Source organism: Brevundimonas sp., from assembly GCF_046295075.1.
In the GTDB taxonomy this organism is placed as follows: Bacteria; Pseudomonadota; Alphaproteobacteria; order Caulobacterales; family Caulobacteraceae; genus Brevundimonas.
This window is the reverse complement of record NZ_JBKBOC010000019.1, coordinates 23262-36942: the sequence shown is the minus strand read 5'-3', so window position 1 is coordinate 36942 and position 13681 is coordinate 23262. Positions and strand designations below refer to the sequence as shown.

Here is a 13681-nt window from a genome sequence, read left to right as displayed (position 1 = left end):
AACCGCCCAAATGGAACCCCTGACCCGAACCGAAGCCATCATCGACTTCTGCCTGGCGCCCCTGGCGCTCGACACCGGCACCGAGGCCGAACGCGAGGTGCGCCGCCGCATGACCCATGTGCTGCGTACCTATCAGGCCAAGACCGCCACCCCCGTCGCCGTGGACTTCTCGTCCATGCCGTCCCAGGTGATCAACGAAGCCGCGCACGGCTACGAATAGATCGTTCGCCCAAAGAAAAAGGCCCGCCCCGAACGATCGGGGCGGGCCTCGTTTCGTGTTGGACGCTGTTTAGCGCGGGCCGGTCGGCGTCGTGTTCAGCGACTGGGTGGTCGCCGCTGCCGCCGGCGTTGGGACAGGCGTCGCTTGCGGCACGGTGACGGAGATGGGGGTGCGCGCCGGGGCGGCTCCGGTTTCCTGCGGATCGCCGACGACGATGGTGGTGATCTGGGTCGCCTCGGTCGTGCAGGTGGCCAGGTCGCGGGTGACGTGACGGCCCAGGCAGAAGATGTCCTCGTAGCTGGGGCGCGAGGCGGCCAGGCACTGGAAGAGCATCAGCTTGGACATATCCATGCAGAACTCGCTGTTTGGTTCGCGCGTCAGGGCCTCGGTGTTGACGCGCGCCTCGTCGCCGCCTGCGCCGAGGGCGCCCAGGGCCGCGATGGCCAGCGAGCGAACGACGGCGGGCGTATAGGGCGGGCCCTTGCGCGACGCCGTCAAGCCCAGACCCGTGCCGCTGTTGGCGGCGGCGAACAACTGGCTGGCTTCCTGGGCGGACGGCAGCATCGTCACGGCGGACAGGGTCTTGGCGCTTTCCAGTCGGATTTCGCGGTTCGGGATCGGCACAACGGCCCAGCGGCGGCGCGGATCGCTGCGGCCCTGGATGGTGTAGGCGTCCTGCTCGATGGCCTCAGCGATGGCGCGCATGGCGATCGCGTCCTTGCCGATGGTCGCGGAGATCAGGCCTGCGGCGGCGTCGGCGCCCGGCAGTGAGGCGGCGTAGGCCGGGTCGGCGACGATCTGAGCGACCATCTGCTGACGCTGGGCCGGATCGACGGAGAACTGCTGCACGCCGGCGACGAACTCGGGCGACTGCAGGGCGATGATGGCGCCATAGGCGATCAGGCCGCGCGACAGCTGATCGGCGTCATAGGCCGAACCCTTGCGCAGGGCGACCTGGATCGATTCCGCATCGGGGAACCCGCCAGGCTGGATTGTTTGAGCTTCGCGCAGGAAGGCGACGTAGATGGATGCGGCGTCCGCCACGCCCTGGTTCAGCGACACGGGCGGCGGTTTGCGGGCGGCCAGTTCCGCCGCAAGGCGCTGTGCTTCCAGCTCAGCCTTCGACGGTCCGCTCTCGCAACTGGCGAGCAGGACGGCGACGGCGAGGGCGGCGGCGGAGAGGCCGCGGCTCAGGGGGGCCGATTTCATGAAGACTTCCTCAGGCGATCACGCGCGCACAAAGCGCCAACACTGTTGGCGCTTATAAGGCGGTCCCTATGGTTATCCGAAGGTTAATCGAACAGCTTCGAAACCGATTCCTCGTTCGCGATCCGTCGGATAGCTTCGCCAACCAGCGGAGCCACGGAAACCGTTCGAATTTTCGGGCAGTTCAAAACTTCGTGGGGTTGCTCGATGGAGTTGGTGATCACCAGCTCCTTCAGCGGGCCGTCGGTGATCCGCTGGACGGCTGGGCCGGACAGGACGCCATGGCTGATGTAGGCCGAGACCTCGGTTGCGCCCTGGTCGATCAGGGCCTTGGCGGCGTTGACCAGGGTGCCGCCCGAATCGACGATGTCGTCGAACAGAATGCAGCGGCGGCCCTGAACGTCGCCGATGATGTTCATGACCTCGCTCTCGCCCGCCTTTGGCCGGCGCTTGTCGACGATTGCCAGGTCGGCATCCAGGCGGCTGGCCAGCGAGCGGGCGCGCACGACACCGCCGACGTCGGGCGAGACGATCATCAGGTCGTCCCCGCGGGCGTATTTTTCCTTGATGTCCTGCGCCAGCACGGGCGTGGCCACCAGGTTGTCGGTCGGAATGTCGAAGAAGCCCTGGATCTGCCCCGCGTGCAGATCCATCGTCAGGACGCGGTCGGCGCCGGCGCGGGTGATCAGATTGGCGACCAGCTTGGCCGAGATGGGCGTACGGCCGCCGGTCTTTCGATCCTGACGGGCGTAGCCGAAATAGGGAATGACCGCCGTGATCCGCCGCGCCGAGGCTCGCACCAGGGCGTCGGTGATGATCAACAGCTCCATCAGGTTGTCGTTCGCCGGATAGGAGGTCGACTGCAGGATGAAGACATCCTCGCCGCGCACGTTTTCCTCGATGATGGCGAAGACTTCGTTGTCGGCGAACCGCTTGACCTGGGCCTTGGTGAGCGGCGCATCCAGGTGGTCGGCGATCGCCTGGGACAGTGCGCGGTTGGAGTTGCCTGAGAGCAGCTTCATCGGCCGGTCATCCTTTCGCCGTCATCCGCCCCCCATGAACGGCGGTCGGTTGGCGCGCTCTTTACCAGTGGAGCCGGGCAGGGCAAGTCATACGCTGAGATTTCCTCGGCATGGCGCGGCTCGGTTGCGGGTGCTAGAGGTCGCCGCGTTGGTTTCCGGGGGGACGGCTTTTAGGCTTTCCTTCACACGTCATGGGGTCGTCCTTGTCCGCTTCTAAGTTCCGTTCCGGCATGGTGCTGATGGCCGCGGCGATCGCCGCAGTGACGATTTCAGGCTGCGCCGGCAAAGAGCGCCCGCGCCTCGCCTATGAAGAACGTCCGGTCGAGGCCCTGTACAACACCGGCTATGAGCGCCTGCAGCAGCGCCGCTGGTCCGACGCCGTCGACTATTTCCAGGAAGTCGAACGCCAGCACCCCTATTCGGACTGGGCGCGTCGCGCGATCCTGATGCAGGTCTACGCCTACTATCAGAACAACGCCTATACCGACGCCATCGCGGCGGCCGACCGTTTCATCGCCCTGTTCCCCGGCAATCCGTCGGCGTCCTACGCCTTTTACATGAAGGCGGTCTGCAACTTCGAGCAGATCACGGACGTGGGGCGCGACCAGGGTTACGCCACTGCCGCCCTCGCGGGTCTGAAGGACGTCTCACGCCGCTATCCGGGCACGCCCTACGCCTCGGACGCCGCCGTCAAGATCGACATGGTCAACGACCAGCTGGCCGGCAAGGAAATGAATATCGGCCGCTACTATCAGCGCGCCAACCAGCCGCTGGCGGCGGTGAACCGCTACAAGTCGGTCATCGCCAACCCCGACTTCCAGCGCACCTCGCATACCCCCGAGGCCCTGTATCGCCTGGTCGAGGTGAACCTGCAGCTGGGCCTGAAGGAAGAGGCGACCCGCAACGGCGCCGTTCTGGGCTACAACTTCCCCGGCAGCCCCTGGTATGCCGAGGCCTACGCCCTGCTGACCGAGAACGGCCAGACGCCGGACAAGGCGCCCGAGGGCAAACGCGAGAGCTGGCTGCAACGGATCATTCCGGGCTGATCACGCAACGGCTTGTGCAATGCGGCCGGTATCGGGATTCTGTCGGTCATGATTCGTTCCGCCGGCGCCTGAACCGATGCTGACCGCCCTTTCCATTCGCGATGTCGTCCTGGTGGACGTGCTCGATCTTGAGGTCGAGAGCGGCCTGACCGTGCTGACCGGCGAGACCGGGGCAGGCAAATCGATCATTCTGGACGCCCTGGGCCTGGCGCTGGGCGGACGCGGCGATGCCGGCCTGGTCAGACATGGCGCAAAACAGGCCGTCGCCACCGCCGTCTTCTCCGCACCCGACGATCCCGATCTTCTGGCCCTGATCGCCGACAGGGGCTTCGAGGTTCAGGCGGGCGAGGATTTGATCCTGCGACGGGTGTTGGGCGCCGACGGCCGCAGCCGCGCCTATGTCAACGACCAGCCCGCCGGGGTCACGGCCCTGCGCGAGATCGGCGCGGCCCTCGTCGAGGTGCATGGGCAGCACGAGACCGTCGGTCTGCTGGACTGGCGCACGCATCGCGGGTCGCTGGACGCCTATGGCGGTTTGCAGCCGCAGCTGCTGGCGGTGGCGGCGGCCTCGACCAAGCTGAAGGCCGCCGAGGCGAAGTTGGCGGAGCTCAAGGCGCAGGCGGCCGACGCCGCCGCGCGGGTCGAGGAGATCACGCTCAACCTGTCCGAACTGGACGCCCTGGACCCCCGCGCTGACGAGGAGACCGAACTGGCCGGCGAGCGGGCGCTGCTGGGCGCCGCCGAAAAAGCCATCGCCGACCTGGCCGACGCCCGTACACAGCTGGGCGGCGACAAGCTGAGCCAGAAGCTGGGGGCGGCCCTGCGCGCCGTTGAACACGCGCGTCAGCGAGCGGGGCAGGCGGGGGCCGAGGGCGATCACCCCGTCATCCTGAAACTGTCCGCCGCTATCGACGCCATCGACCGCACCATGGTCGAGGCGGCCGAAGCCGTCGCCGCCGTGGACGCCGCCGCCGGGGCCTTCGATTACGAGCCGGGTCGATTGGACAAGGCCGAAGAGCGGCTGTTCGCCCTGCGCGCCGCCGCCCGTAAGTTGAACACCACGGTCGATGCCTTGCCAAAATTGCGCATTCGCCTGCGCGAGCAGCTTCGCCTGATCGAAGACGGCGAAGAAGCCCTGACCAATGCAGGGCGCGAAGCCGCCGAGGCCGCCGAATCCTACGACCTGGCCGCCACCTTCCTGACCTCGGCGCGCGAGGCGGCGGCCGAGCGCCTGACTGCCGCCGTCATGGGCGAACTGGGGCCGCTGAAGCTGGAGCGGGCGCGTTTCCGCGTGGCGCTGGAGCCGATCGAGGGCCGGCGCGGCCCCGACGGGGTCGAGACCGTGCGGTTCCAGATCGCCACCAACGCCGGCACCGACTTCGGCCCGCTGGACGCCATCGCCTCAGGCGGCGAACTGGCCCGCTTCGCCTTGGCGATGAAGGCCGCGCTGGCCAGCCGCGAGGACATGCGCCAGCCGGTGATGATCTTCGACGAGGTGGACCAGGGCGTCGGCGGGGCTGTGGCCGAGGCCGTGGGCTCGCGTCTGAAACGCCTGTCGAACGGCGCCCAGGTTCTGGTGGTGACCCACAGCCCCCAGGTCGCCTCGCGCGGCCATGCCCACTGGAAGGTGATGAAGGCCGACCGCGACGGTCTGACCACGACGACGGTCGTCACCCTGGACGACCAGCGCCGTCAGGAAGAGATCGCCCGGATGCTGTCCGGCGCAGAAATCACTGACGAGGCGCGGGCGGCGGCGCGGGCCTTGATAGGTTGACGATCAGGAAACTTACCTACCGCCGGGTAACGTTAAAGTAGGCAAGTTTGCGCATGGTCGGACCCCAGTCAGTATCCGGGTGCCGCGTCGATGAACGAAAGCCAGCGTCTCTCCAGTGTTCGTTCGTTGCATGCTGTGGGTGCAGAGGGCGATGCGGCGACTGAAGCGGCCGCGAATCTGGCGGCGCACCTTCTGGACTGTCCCATCGCCTTGGTGACGCTGCTGGACGAGGACATTCAGTGGTTCAAGGCCAACATCGGCATGGACGGCTGCTCGACACCTCGCGATGTATCCTTCTGCACCTACGCGCTCGATCTGCCTGCCAACGAAGTGATGGTGGTCGAGGATGCGACGCAGGATGTTCGCTTCGCGCACAACCCGTTCGTGACAGGCGAGCCACACGTCCGCTTCTACGTCGGCGCCCTGCTGACGGGGTCGGACGGGGCAAACTACGGCACGCTGTGCGTGATCGATACTCGGGTCCGCCCGCGACCGGACGATGCGACGCTTGATCGGTTGCGCGACCTGGCACGGTTGGTAGTGGCTGAACTGGAACGCGCGCGCGCTGAACGTCAGCGCGGCGAACAGCAGCATATGCTGAGCATGATTGAGGCCCTGTCCGGCGTCGGTCACTGGCGCGTGGACGTGGTCGATCCGACCATCTTCTGGTCGGATCAGGTCTACAAGATTCACGACGTCTCGCCCGAGACTTTCTCGCCCGATTTCTATACGGCGACAGCCTTCTATCCCGAGGCCGAACGCACATTGCTGGAAGAAAAATGGCAGCGAACGCTGCAGGGTGAGGGCCCGTTCGAGCTGGATATGTGCATCCGCCGCAATGACGGCGTCGTTCGTCAAGTCGTCAGCAAAGGCGCCGCAGAGTTCTCGCCGGACGGCAAGCCTTTGGCCATGTTCGGCGTGTTTCAGGACGTGACCGACCAGCGCGCGGCCATGGACGCGCTGGCGCGCAGCCACGATCAGTTCAAGCTGCTTGCCGACAACGCCGCCGACGTCATCGCTCGCATTCAACTGGATGGGCATTCCAACTATATCTCCCCGGCCGTCGAGCGATTGCTGGGTTGGAAGCCGCATGAGATGGCGGGACGGACGGCCGAATCCTTCGTTCATCCCGACGACCGTGTTCGTCTGGCCGAGACCTTCGCCCAGATGGCGCGCGGGCGAGGTTCGGCGACCCTGGAGAACCGTCTTCTGCACCGTGACGGCCACCCGGTCTGGTGCGAGACCCGAATGCAGTTGGTGCGCGACAAGACCGGCCGACCGGTCGAGACCGTGGTCGTCATCCGCGACATCTCGCGCCGCAAGGCGCTGGAAGTGCAGCTGGAACAAGCCCGCGCCGAGGCCGAAGCCTCCGCCGCCGTGAAGGCCGAGTTCCTGGCCAATATGAGCCACGAATTGCGCACGCCCCTGACCAGCATTATCGGCTTCACGGCCCTGACGCTGGAACAGCCGTTGCCGGATCTGGTGCGCAACTATGTCGGCCGGGTCGACAATGCGGGCCGCGCCCTGTTGTGCACGGTCAACGACATCCTGGACTTTTCAAAGCTGGAGGCCGGGCAGGTCGCTATCCGGCCCGAGCCGACCGATATCGAGACCCTGGCGCGTTCGACCCTGGAACTGTTCACACCCCAGGCCGGCGCCAAGGATTTGGATCTGGAGCTTGAACTGACCACGGATCGGTCTTCGATCGTCGCCGACCCCGACCGTTTGCGCCAGATCCTGCTGAACCTCATTGGCAATGCGGTGAAGTTCACCAGCCGGGGCGGGGTGCGGTTGGCCGTGCGCTGGAGCGCCGACGAGGAACGGCTTCGCGTTGCTGTGCATGACACCGGCGACGGCATCGCCGCCGACAAGCTGGACCAACTGTTCCGCCGTTTCTCCCAGGTGGACGGGTCGCACACACGTTCGCATGGCGGCACGGGCCTGGGCCTAGCCATCTGCAAAGGCTTGGTGGAAGCCATGAATGGCGCCATCGGTGCCGATAGTGTCCAGGGGAAGGGCAGTGTCTTCTGGTTCGAAATCCCGGCGCCCGCTGCGGAAGAAGAGGTCGCGGTCGGCGCCCGGCCGATGAGCGGCGCAGATGTCGGGGGTCTGCGCGTGCTGGTCGCCGACGACCATCCCGCCAATCGTGAACTGGCCCGCGCCTTTCTGAACGGCATGGGCGCGACGGTGGAGGACGCGGTGGACGGCGCCGACGCGGTCGAGTGCGCCGAATGCGCCGTCTTTGACGTGATCCTGATGGATCTGCGGATGCCGAAGATGGGCGGGGTCGAGGCCCTGAACCGGATTCGCGGGGGTTCTGGCCCCAACCGCCTGACCCCGATCCTGGCCTACACGGCGGACGCCGGCGAAGGGATGGAGGCGGAGCTGCTGGCCCAGGGCTTCTGCGGCGCGGTGTCCAAGCCGGTGGCGGCGGAGGCCCTGATTCGCGCCGTCGCCGACGCGATGCAGGGCGTGCCGGTCGCCGCCTGATTCAGACGCCCAGGATCCAGCCTTCTTCCTGCTCGACCTGTGCGATCAACTGAGGTGTCGCGTCCTTGGGAGGGCCAAAGGCCTTGGCCAGATCACCCGCCTCGTCCATGTGAGCCAGGGCCTCGGCGGTCGAGCGGACCTGGGCCTGGTCCTTGAACTCACCCTCGTTCGGTTTGGTCTCGTGCATGGAGGGCCAGACCTCGACGACCAGGGCCGACAGGGGCTCGACGTCGTCAGGCGTCAGCTCGCGCCAGCCGGTGCCGAAGGGCCAGACGGCGCCGGACGGGCCGAGGCTTTCCAGCAGCCGCCGCACGGCCGGGATGCCGACCAGGGTCTGGCCGCCCACTGCGCCCGCGCCGTGCATCTGCCATACGCTCTTGGGCTGAAGCCGACCCTTGCGGGCGGCGTTCTCGGTGGCGCGGAACTCGGGGATGTCGGCGCCCGAGCCGGCGGGAGGCTTGGTCGTGGTCAACCAGCGCTGGGCCTGTTTGGCCGGCGCGCCCCACAGCGGCCAGGCTTCGTCCGTCATCAACCGGTTCATCTTGGCCGCGACCTGATAGCGGTTGTTGGTGTTGTCGGCCTTGTCCACGACGTTCGAGGCGATGAACTTCCACATCGCCTGCCACGGGGTTCCGTCCAGCTTCAACCGCGCGGACGTGCCGACGGGATAGCCGAAGTTGAAGTCCAGCCCGACCAGCACCCGGTCGCCGCGCTTCCTGTGATCCGCCAGGATGGACGCCAGCAGGGCCTCCCCTTCGGCGCGGGTCGCCACGTTGTGGGTCTCGGTATAGAGGCGAAAACGCACGTCGCGCTTGGCCACGCCGATCCACAGCGAGGTGTCGCCGAGCTTCTTGGTTTCGGCGGCAGTCCAGTCGGCGACGATATAGGCGTCGAAAAGGCGGGCCAAGGCGGCCTCCTTGATAAAGGCGTGTCTTCAGGAATGAGCGGGGCTTCTAGCGCCCCATCGCGGCGACCGAAAGGCCCTGTCGCGTCTCAGCCCTTCAGCAGGGCTTCCAGATGCGACAGCCAGCGCCGACCTAGCCGCAGCGCCTCGCCGGGCGAGCCGGTCTGGGCGGGCAGGGCGGCGTCCCACAGGGCCAGTTCGAACTCGGGATGGCGGGCGTCGGCGAACATCAGCCGCAGCACCACCTGTTCGGCATCGGGGGCCAGGACGTCCAGTGACTTGCGCGCCTCGCCCCGGCGGACGCGAGCGACGACATGGCCATCCACGATGATCTCACCGCCGTCCACCTCGTCGAAAGCATAGACCAGGCCGTGGGCGCCGTTGGCCCATAACACGACCACCTGTTCGATGTCGAAGTTTAACGCGCAGGCGCGGCCCTCGCCCGGCGACAGGGCCTCGACCTCGGGCGCGGCCCCCAGGGTCTTGAGCATGGCGCGATGCAGGCGACGCGGCGGCTCCATCCACCACGACAGGGCCAAAGCCAACGTCGTCAGCAGGGCCGCCGCCAGGGCGATCAGCAGAACCACCCGCAAGGCGTCGGCCATGGGCGTCAGGCCTCCCCGTCTCTGGCGAGATCGAGATCGACCACCACGGGGACGTGGTCGCTGGGCTTTTCCATGTCGCGGGCGTCGCGATGGGTCTCGATGCCCCGGAACCGGTCGGCCGCCTGGGGCGACAGCAAGGCGAAGTCGATGCGGATGCCGTGGTCGCGCTGCCAGGCGCCGGCCTGATAGTCCCAGAAGGTGTATGTCCCCGCTGGCTCGCCGCCGATCTCGTGCGCGTCGGCCAGGCCCAGGTTCTTCAGCGCGCGGAAGGCCTGGCGGCTTTGGGGCTGGAACAGGGCGTCGTCGGTCCAGGCAGCGGGGTTCTTGGCGTCCTCTGCTTCGGGGATGACGTTGTAGTCGCCGCACAGGGCCAGCGGCTCCTCGAACGCCATCAGCTCGCGGGCGTGGCGGTTCAGACGCTCGAACCAGGCCAGCTTGTAGGCGAACTTCTCCGTCCCGATCGGATTGCCGTTGGGCAGATAGATGGCCCCGACGCGGATGGGCTGGGGCGCCTCGACCAGAGCCTCGATATAGCGGGCCTGTTCGTCCGCGTCGTCGCCGGGCAGGCCGCGCCGGATGTCGGACAGCGGGTATTTCGACAGCAGGGCGACGCCGTTGTAGCTCTTTTGCCCGTGGGTCTCGACGTTGTAGCCCAGGCTCTCGAAGGCCTCGCGCGGGAATTTCTCGTCCACGCATTTGATCTCCTGGAAACAGGCGACGTCGGGGGCGGCCTGCTCCAACCAGGCCAGCACCGTGGGCAGGCGGGCGTTGACGGAGTTCACGTTCCAGGTGGCGATGCGCATGACGGCGACGCTAGGCTGCGTCTTCGTTCTGGAAAAGAGGGCGCGCAAAACAAAAGGGCCGCCGGATCGCTCCGACGGCCCTTCGTTCAGTCTGAGGCTTCGCTTACGGGCGTCCGCCGGCCGGCGCAGCCGCAGCGGCCGGAGCCGTCGTCAGCTTGCAGCCGCCGCCGATGGCCTGGGCGGTGGCGCAAGGGTAGATCTGCTGGACGGCGTTTTCGGCGTTCAGGCGGGCGATGACGCCGTCGGCGCCGGCGCACTTGGCTTCATAGAACACGCCGTTGGCGTTCTGACCCATCAGGCGCGCTTCGGTCACGTCGCAGGAAGCGGCTTCCGAGCCGGCGAAAAGGGTCTTCACGAACGCGGCGTTCTCGGCCGTGGTGGTGAAGGCGCAGGTTCCGTTTTCGGCCAGCACCTGGATGCAGGGCGTCTTGCTCCAGGTCGTGCCTTGTTGCTTGATCCAGAAGCCGGGGCCATCCGAACAGCCGATTTCATAGATGACGGCCCCGTCGCTGGACTGTCCGCGAAGCTTGGCCTGATCGACGGTGCAGGCGACGCCCGCATCCTGTGCGTATTGGCGCAGGAACTTCTGGATGTCGGTATTGGCGGCGATCGTGCACTGTGCGGCGGGAGGCGCCGTAGGATTGGAGGCGCGGGCGACCTCGGCCGAATGGGCCAGGATGATGCAGCTTGAAGCTTCCGGCGGTGTCTTGGTTTCGACGATGTAACCCGGTGCGGCGCCGCAAGCGACTTCATAGACCGTCGTGTCGGCTGCGGTCTTGCCCATCAGTTTGGCTTCACTGACCTGGCAGCCGGTCGTTGTGAGGTTCATCTGCTCTTGGGCAGAAGCCAAAATCTGCTCGGCCGTCGGAGCGGCGGGCGCGCGTTCGCGACGCTGGCGACCAGCGGCCACGCGCGATGCACTGCCTCTGGTGACGGCAGGTTCGCCGTCGGCGTTAGGGCGTTGTTGTTGATCCTGCGCCATGGCGGGCGCGACGGCGAAGGCGCTGAACAGAAGCGCCGCAAGGGCGGCGGCGAGGCGGGACTTCATGAAAACACCCTGAGTTTCTGAATGCAGGCCAGCTTCGTGGCGGTGTATTTGGGCCGGGTCAAGGCGAGTGTGGACGCTGAGGCCGGACTGAGGCTAGTGTCTGCGCGTTTCGATTGGAGACTGACTTGGCCGACGGCAGCACGCGAACGACGGTAGCGAAGGACGCAAGGGGCCTGACCTATCCGTTCGACGCCGTGCCGGCGCCCGGCGAGGCGATCGAGGTCGTGCGCGGGGTGTTGTGGCTAAGGTTCGCGCTGCCGTTCCATCTGGATCATGTGAACGTCTATGCGATCCGCGACGCCGAGGGCTGGGTCGTGATTGACACCGGATTGAACACCCGCGGCTCCATCGCCGCCTGGGAAACGGCGCTGGCGGGGGCCTTGGAGGGGCGGCCGGTGACGCGGCTGATCTGCACCCATATGCACCCCGACCATATCGGCCTGGCCGGCTGGCTGTGCGAACGGACGGGCGCGCCCCTGCTGATGTCGCAGATCGAATACATCACCGGCCGGATGCTTATGGCCGAGCAGGCGGGCGATGCGCCGGCCGACGGCGAGATCTTCTATCGTGCGGCAGGGTGGGACGAGGTCCAGATCGAACGCTGGCGCGCGGACTATGGCGGGTTCGCCAAGGGGGTCAGCCCGATGCCACGCAGCTATCTCCGGCTTTCGGACGGCGACGCCTTGCGCATCGACGGCGACGACTGGACCGTGGTGGTCGGATCGGGCCACAGCCCGGAACACGTCTGCCTGTGGCGGCGATCGGACGACGTCTTCATCGCGGGCGATCAGATTTTGCCGCGCATATCGTCGAACGTATCGGTCTGGTCGACGGAGCCGGACGCCGATCCGCTGGGTGACTGGATGAACTCGCTGGTCAAACTGCGGGGCCTGCTGCCGGAGGGACTGCTCGTCCTGCCGGCGCATGGCGAGCCGTTTTACGGGGTTCATGCCCGGCTCGATGCGTTGAAGCGCGGACACGAGACAGCGCTGAAACGGCTTGAGCGGACGTTGCGTCAACCGTCTAGGGTCGTTGACGGCTTCTCGGCCGTGTTCGGTCGGGCGGTCGGCGACGGGGTGCTGGGCATGGCCACGGGCGAGGCCCAGGCGCACCTGAACTATCTGGAACGACGCGGCCGCGTGACGCGGACGCGTGACGAAAACGGCGTCGACTGGTGGACCGCCGTCGAACAGGACGAGGAAACGACGTGAGCGAACATATCCGCAGCGAACTGATCGACGGCGTCCTGAGCGTCACGCTGGACCGGGCCGACAAGAAGAACGCCATCACCCAGGCCATGTATTCGGCCCTGGCCGAAGCGACCGAGCGGGCGCGAACCGACGATGCGGTGCGCGCGCTGCTGCTGCGCGCTGAGGGCGACAGCTTTTCGGCCGGCAATGACATCCAGGACTTCATCGCCCTGGGATCGCAGGGTGCAGGACCGGGCGAGATGCCGGTGTTCCGCTTCCTGAAGGCGCTGGCGGACCTGGACAAGCCGGCCGTGGCGGCGGTGAAGGGGCGGGCGGTCGGGATCGGCCTGACCATGCTGCTGCACTGCGACCTAGTGGTGGTGGCCGAGGACGCCCTGTTGTCCGTGCCCTTCGTCAACCTGGCCCTCGCGCCCGAGGCGGCGTCCAGCCTGCTGCTGCCGGCCGTGATCGGTCATCAGCGGGCCTTTGAACTGTTCGCCCTGGGCGAGCCGCTGGACGGTCGCACGGCCCTGGCCTGGGGCATCGCCAACCGCGCGGTCCCGGCCGATCAGGTCGAGGCGATGGCGGCGGACCTGGCCGCCAGGGTGGCGGGCCGCGCGCCCAACTCCATCCGCAAGACCAAGCGGCTGATGCGCGACGCCGAAGGGATTTGGGCCCTGATGCAGCGAGAGGGCGAGGCCTTCGGCTCGCAGATGAAGAGCCCCGAAGCCATGGAGGCCTTCATGGCCTTTACGCAAAAGCGTGCGCCGGACTTTTCCAAGGCCGGATGACGGTCATCGAAGCGCGCCTTGATTTGGCGCAGCTTTGCTTCTAGGTGCCCGCGCCTAATGGAGCGCCGATGCCGCACGCCCTCGCCATACCTGCGGCCCTGAGCCGGATCGAAGCTGAGACCCCGGCCGACGCCGAAGGCGTGGAGGCCCTGGTCATGGCCGTCTTCGGGCCGGGGCGGTTCGCCAAGACCGCCGAGCGGCTGCGTGAAGGCTCGCACGCCACCGTGGGCTTTGTCGTGCGGCTGGATGGACGGGTGATCGGTTCGGTGCGGCTATGGCCGGTCACGGTGGGCGAGACGCCGGCCCTGTTCCTGGGGCCGATCGCGGTGGATGCCGGCCGACGAAGCGACGGCCTGGGCGCTGAGCTGGTGCAGGCCTGTCTGGACCAAGCGCGGACGCTGGATGTCGGCGGGGTGCTTCTGGTCGGCGACGCCGCCTATTTCGAGCGGTTTGGTTTCGTCGGCGCGCCCGAGGCGATCCTGCCGGGTCCGGTGGATCGTCGTCGCGTCCTGTGGCTGGCGACCGGCGTGGATCAGGTTTCGGGACCGGTTCGCATCGGCTGACCTTTCCCGCACGCTTTGC

At 67.1% G+C, this 13681-nt stretch carries 13 protein-coding genes; 7 read left to right on the top strand and 6 right to left on the bottom strand.

What is annotated here, in order from left to right; genetic code table 11:
- The first annotated feature begins 10 nt into the window (after positions 1 to 10).
- Positions 11 to 220, top strand: coding sequence for a hypothetical protein (locus tag ACK4MH_RS13575; protein WP_066550777.1), 210 nt, complete (start codon positions 11 to 13; stop codon positions 218 to 220).
- 69 nt (positions 221 to 289) lie between these two features.
- Here ACK4MH_RS13575 and ACK4MH_RS13570 read toward each other — a convergent pair whose 3' ends face one another.
- Together ACK4MH_RS13570 and ACK4MH_RS13565 are read right to left on the bottom strand one after the other, a co-directional pair.
- Positions 290 to 1429 carry a hypothetical protein gene (locus ACK4MH_RS13570; protein ID WP_409719260.1) on the bottom strand — a complete coding sequence of 380 codons (1140 nt, stop codon included), beginning with the start codon at positions 1427 to 1429 and terminating at the stop codon, positions 290 to 292.
- Positions 1430 to 1512: 83 nt separating this feature from the next.
- Entirely contained in the window at positions 1513 to 2448 is a 936-nt protein-coding gene (locus ACK4MH_RS13565; RefSeq protein ID WP_409719258.1) for a ribose-phosphate pyrophosphokinase, read from the bottom strand.
- Positions 2449 to 2639: 191 nt separating this feature from the next.
- On the opposite strand from ACK4MH_RS13565, the gene ACK4MH_RS13560 reads away from it, so the two are divergent.
- The 3 genes from ACK4MH_RS13560 (at position 2640) to ACK4MH_RS13550 (ending at position 7758) form a co-directional block, all read left to right on the top strand.
- Positions 2640 to 3494 carry an outer membrane protein assembly factor BamD gene (locus ACK4MH_RS13560; RefSeq protein ID WP_409719256.1) on the top strand — a complete coding sequence of 285 codons (855 nt, stop codon included), beginning with the start codon at positions 2640 to 2642 and terminating at the stop codon, positions 3492 to 3494.
- 76 nt (positions 3495 to 3570) lie between these two features.
- A complete protein-coding gene (gene recN / locus ACK4MH_RS13555; protein WP_409719254.1) occupies positions 3571 to 5268 on the top strand; it encodes a DNA repair protein RecN in 1698 nt (565 codons plus the stop codon).
- Positions 5269 to 5403: 135 nt separating this feature from the next.
- Entirely contained in the window at positions 5404 to 7758 is a 2355-nt protein-coding gene (locus tag ACK4MH_RS13550; protein ID WP_409719306.1) for a PAS domain-containing protein, read from the top strand.
- Between the two features lies 1 nt (position 7759).
- On the opposite strand, the gene ACK4MH_RS13545 is transcribed toward ACK4MH_RS13550, so the two are convergent.
- The 4 genes from ACK4MH_RS13545 to ACK4MH_RS13530 all read right to left on the bottom strand — a co-directional run bounded on the left by ACK4MH_RS13545 (position 7760) and on the right by ACK4MH_RS13530 (position 11118).
- Positions 7760 to 8665: a cobalamin biosynthesis protein CbiG gene (locus ACK4MH_RS13545; RefSeq protein WP_409719252.1), complete on the bottom strand. Its 906-nt coding sequence runs from the start codon at positions 8663 to 8665 to the stop codon at positions 7760 to 7762.
- An 86-nt stretch (positions 8666 to 8751) separates the two neighbouring features.
- Positions 8752 to 9267 carry a hypothetical protein gene (locus ACK4MH_RS13540; protein ID WP_135193229.1) on the bottom strand — a complete coding sequence of 172 codons (516 nt, stop codon included), beginning with the start codon at positions 9265 to 9267 and terminating at the stop codon, positions 8752 to 8754.
- A gap of 5 nt (positions 9268 to 9272) precedes the next feature.
- On the bottom strand, positions 9273 to 10070 hold the full coding sequence (gene xth / locus ACK4MH_RS13535; protein WP_409719250.1) for an exodeoxyribonuclease III: 798 nt from the start codon (positions 10068 to 10070) through the stop codon (positions 9273 to 9275).
- Positions 10071 to 10173: 103 nt separating this feature from the next.
- Positions 10174 to 11118, bottom strand: coding sequence for a hypothetical protein (locus ACK4MH_RS13530; protein WP_409719248.1), 945 nt, complete (start codon positions 11116 to 11118; stop codon positions 10174 to 10176).
- Between the two features lie 125 nt (positions 11119 to 11243).
- Here ACK4MH_RS13530 and ACK4MH_RS13525 point away from each other — a divergent pair, with 125 nt between their 5' ends.
- The 3 genes from ACK4MH_RS13525 to ACK4MH_RS13515 all read left to right on the top strand — a co-directional run bounded on the left by ACK4MH_RS13525 (position 11244) and on the right by ACK4MH_RS13515 (position 13662).
- Entirely contained in the window at positions 11244 to 12329 is a 1086-nt protein-coding gene (locus ACK4MH_RS13525; RefSeq protein WP_409719246.1) for an MBL fold metallo-hydrolase, read from the top strand.
- Complete coding sequence (locus tag ACK4MH_RS13520) at positions 12326 to 13099, top strand: enoyl-CoA hydratase (protein ID WP_409719244.1); 774 nt, start codon at positions 12326 to 12328, stop codon at positions 13097 to 13099. The genes ACK4MH_RS13525 and ACK4MH_RS13520 overlap by 4 nt, the downstream gene beginning before the upstream one ends.
- Positions 13100 to 13167: 68 nt before the next feature.
- A complete protein-coding gene (locus ACK4MH_RS13515) occupies positions 13168 to 13662 on the top strand; it encodes a GNAT family N-acetyltransferase (RefSeq protein WP_409719242.1) in 495 nt (164 codons plus the stop codon).
- Positions 13663 to 13681 lie beyond the last annotated feature (19 nt).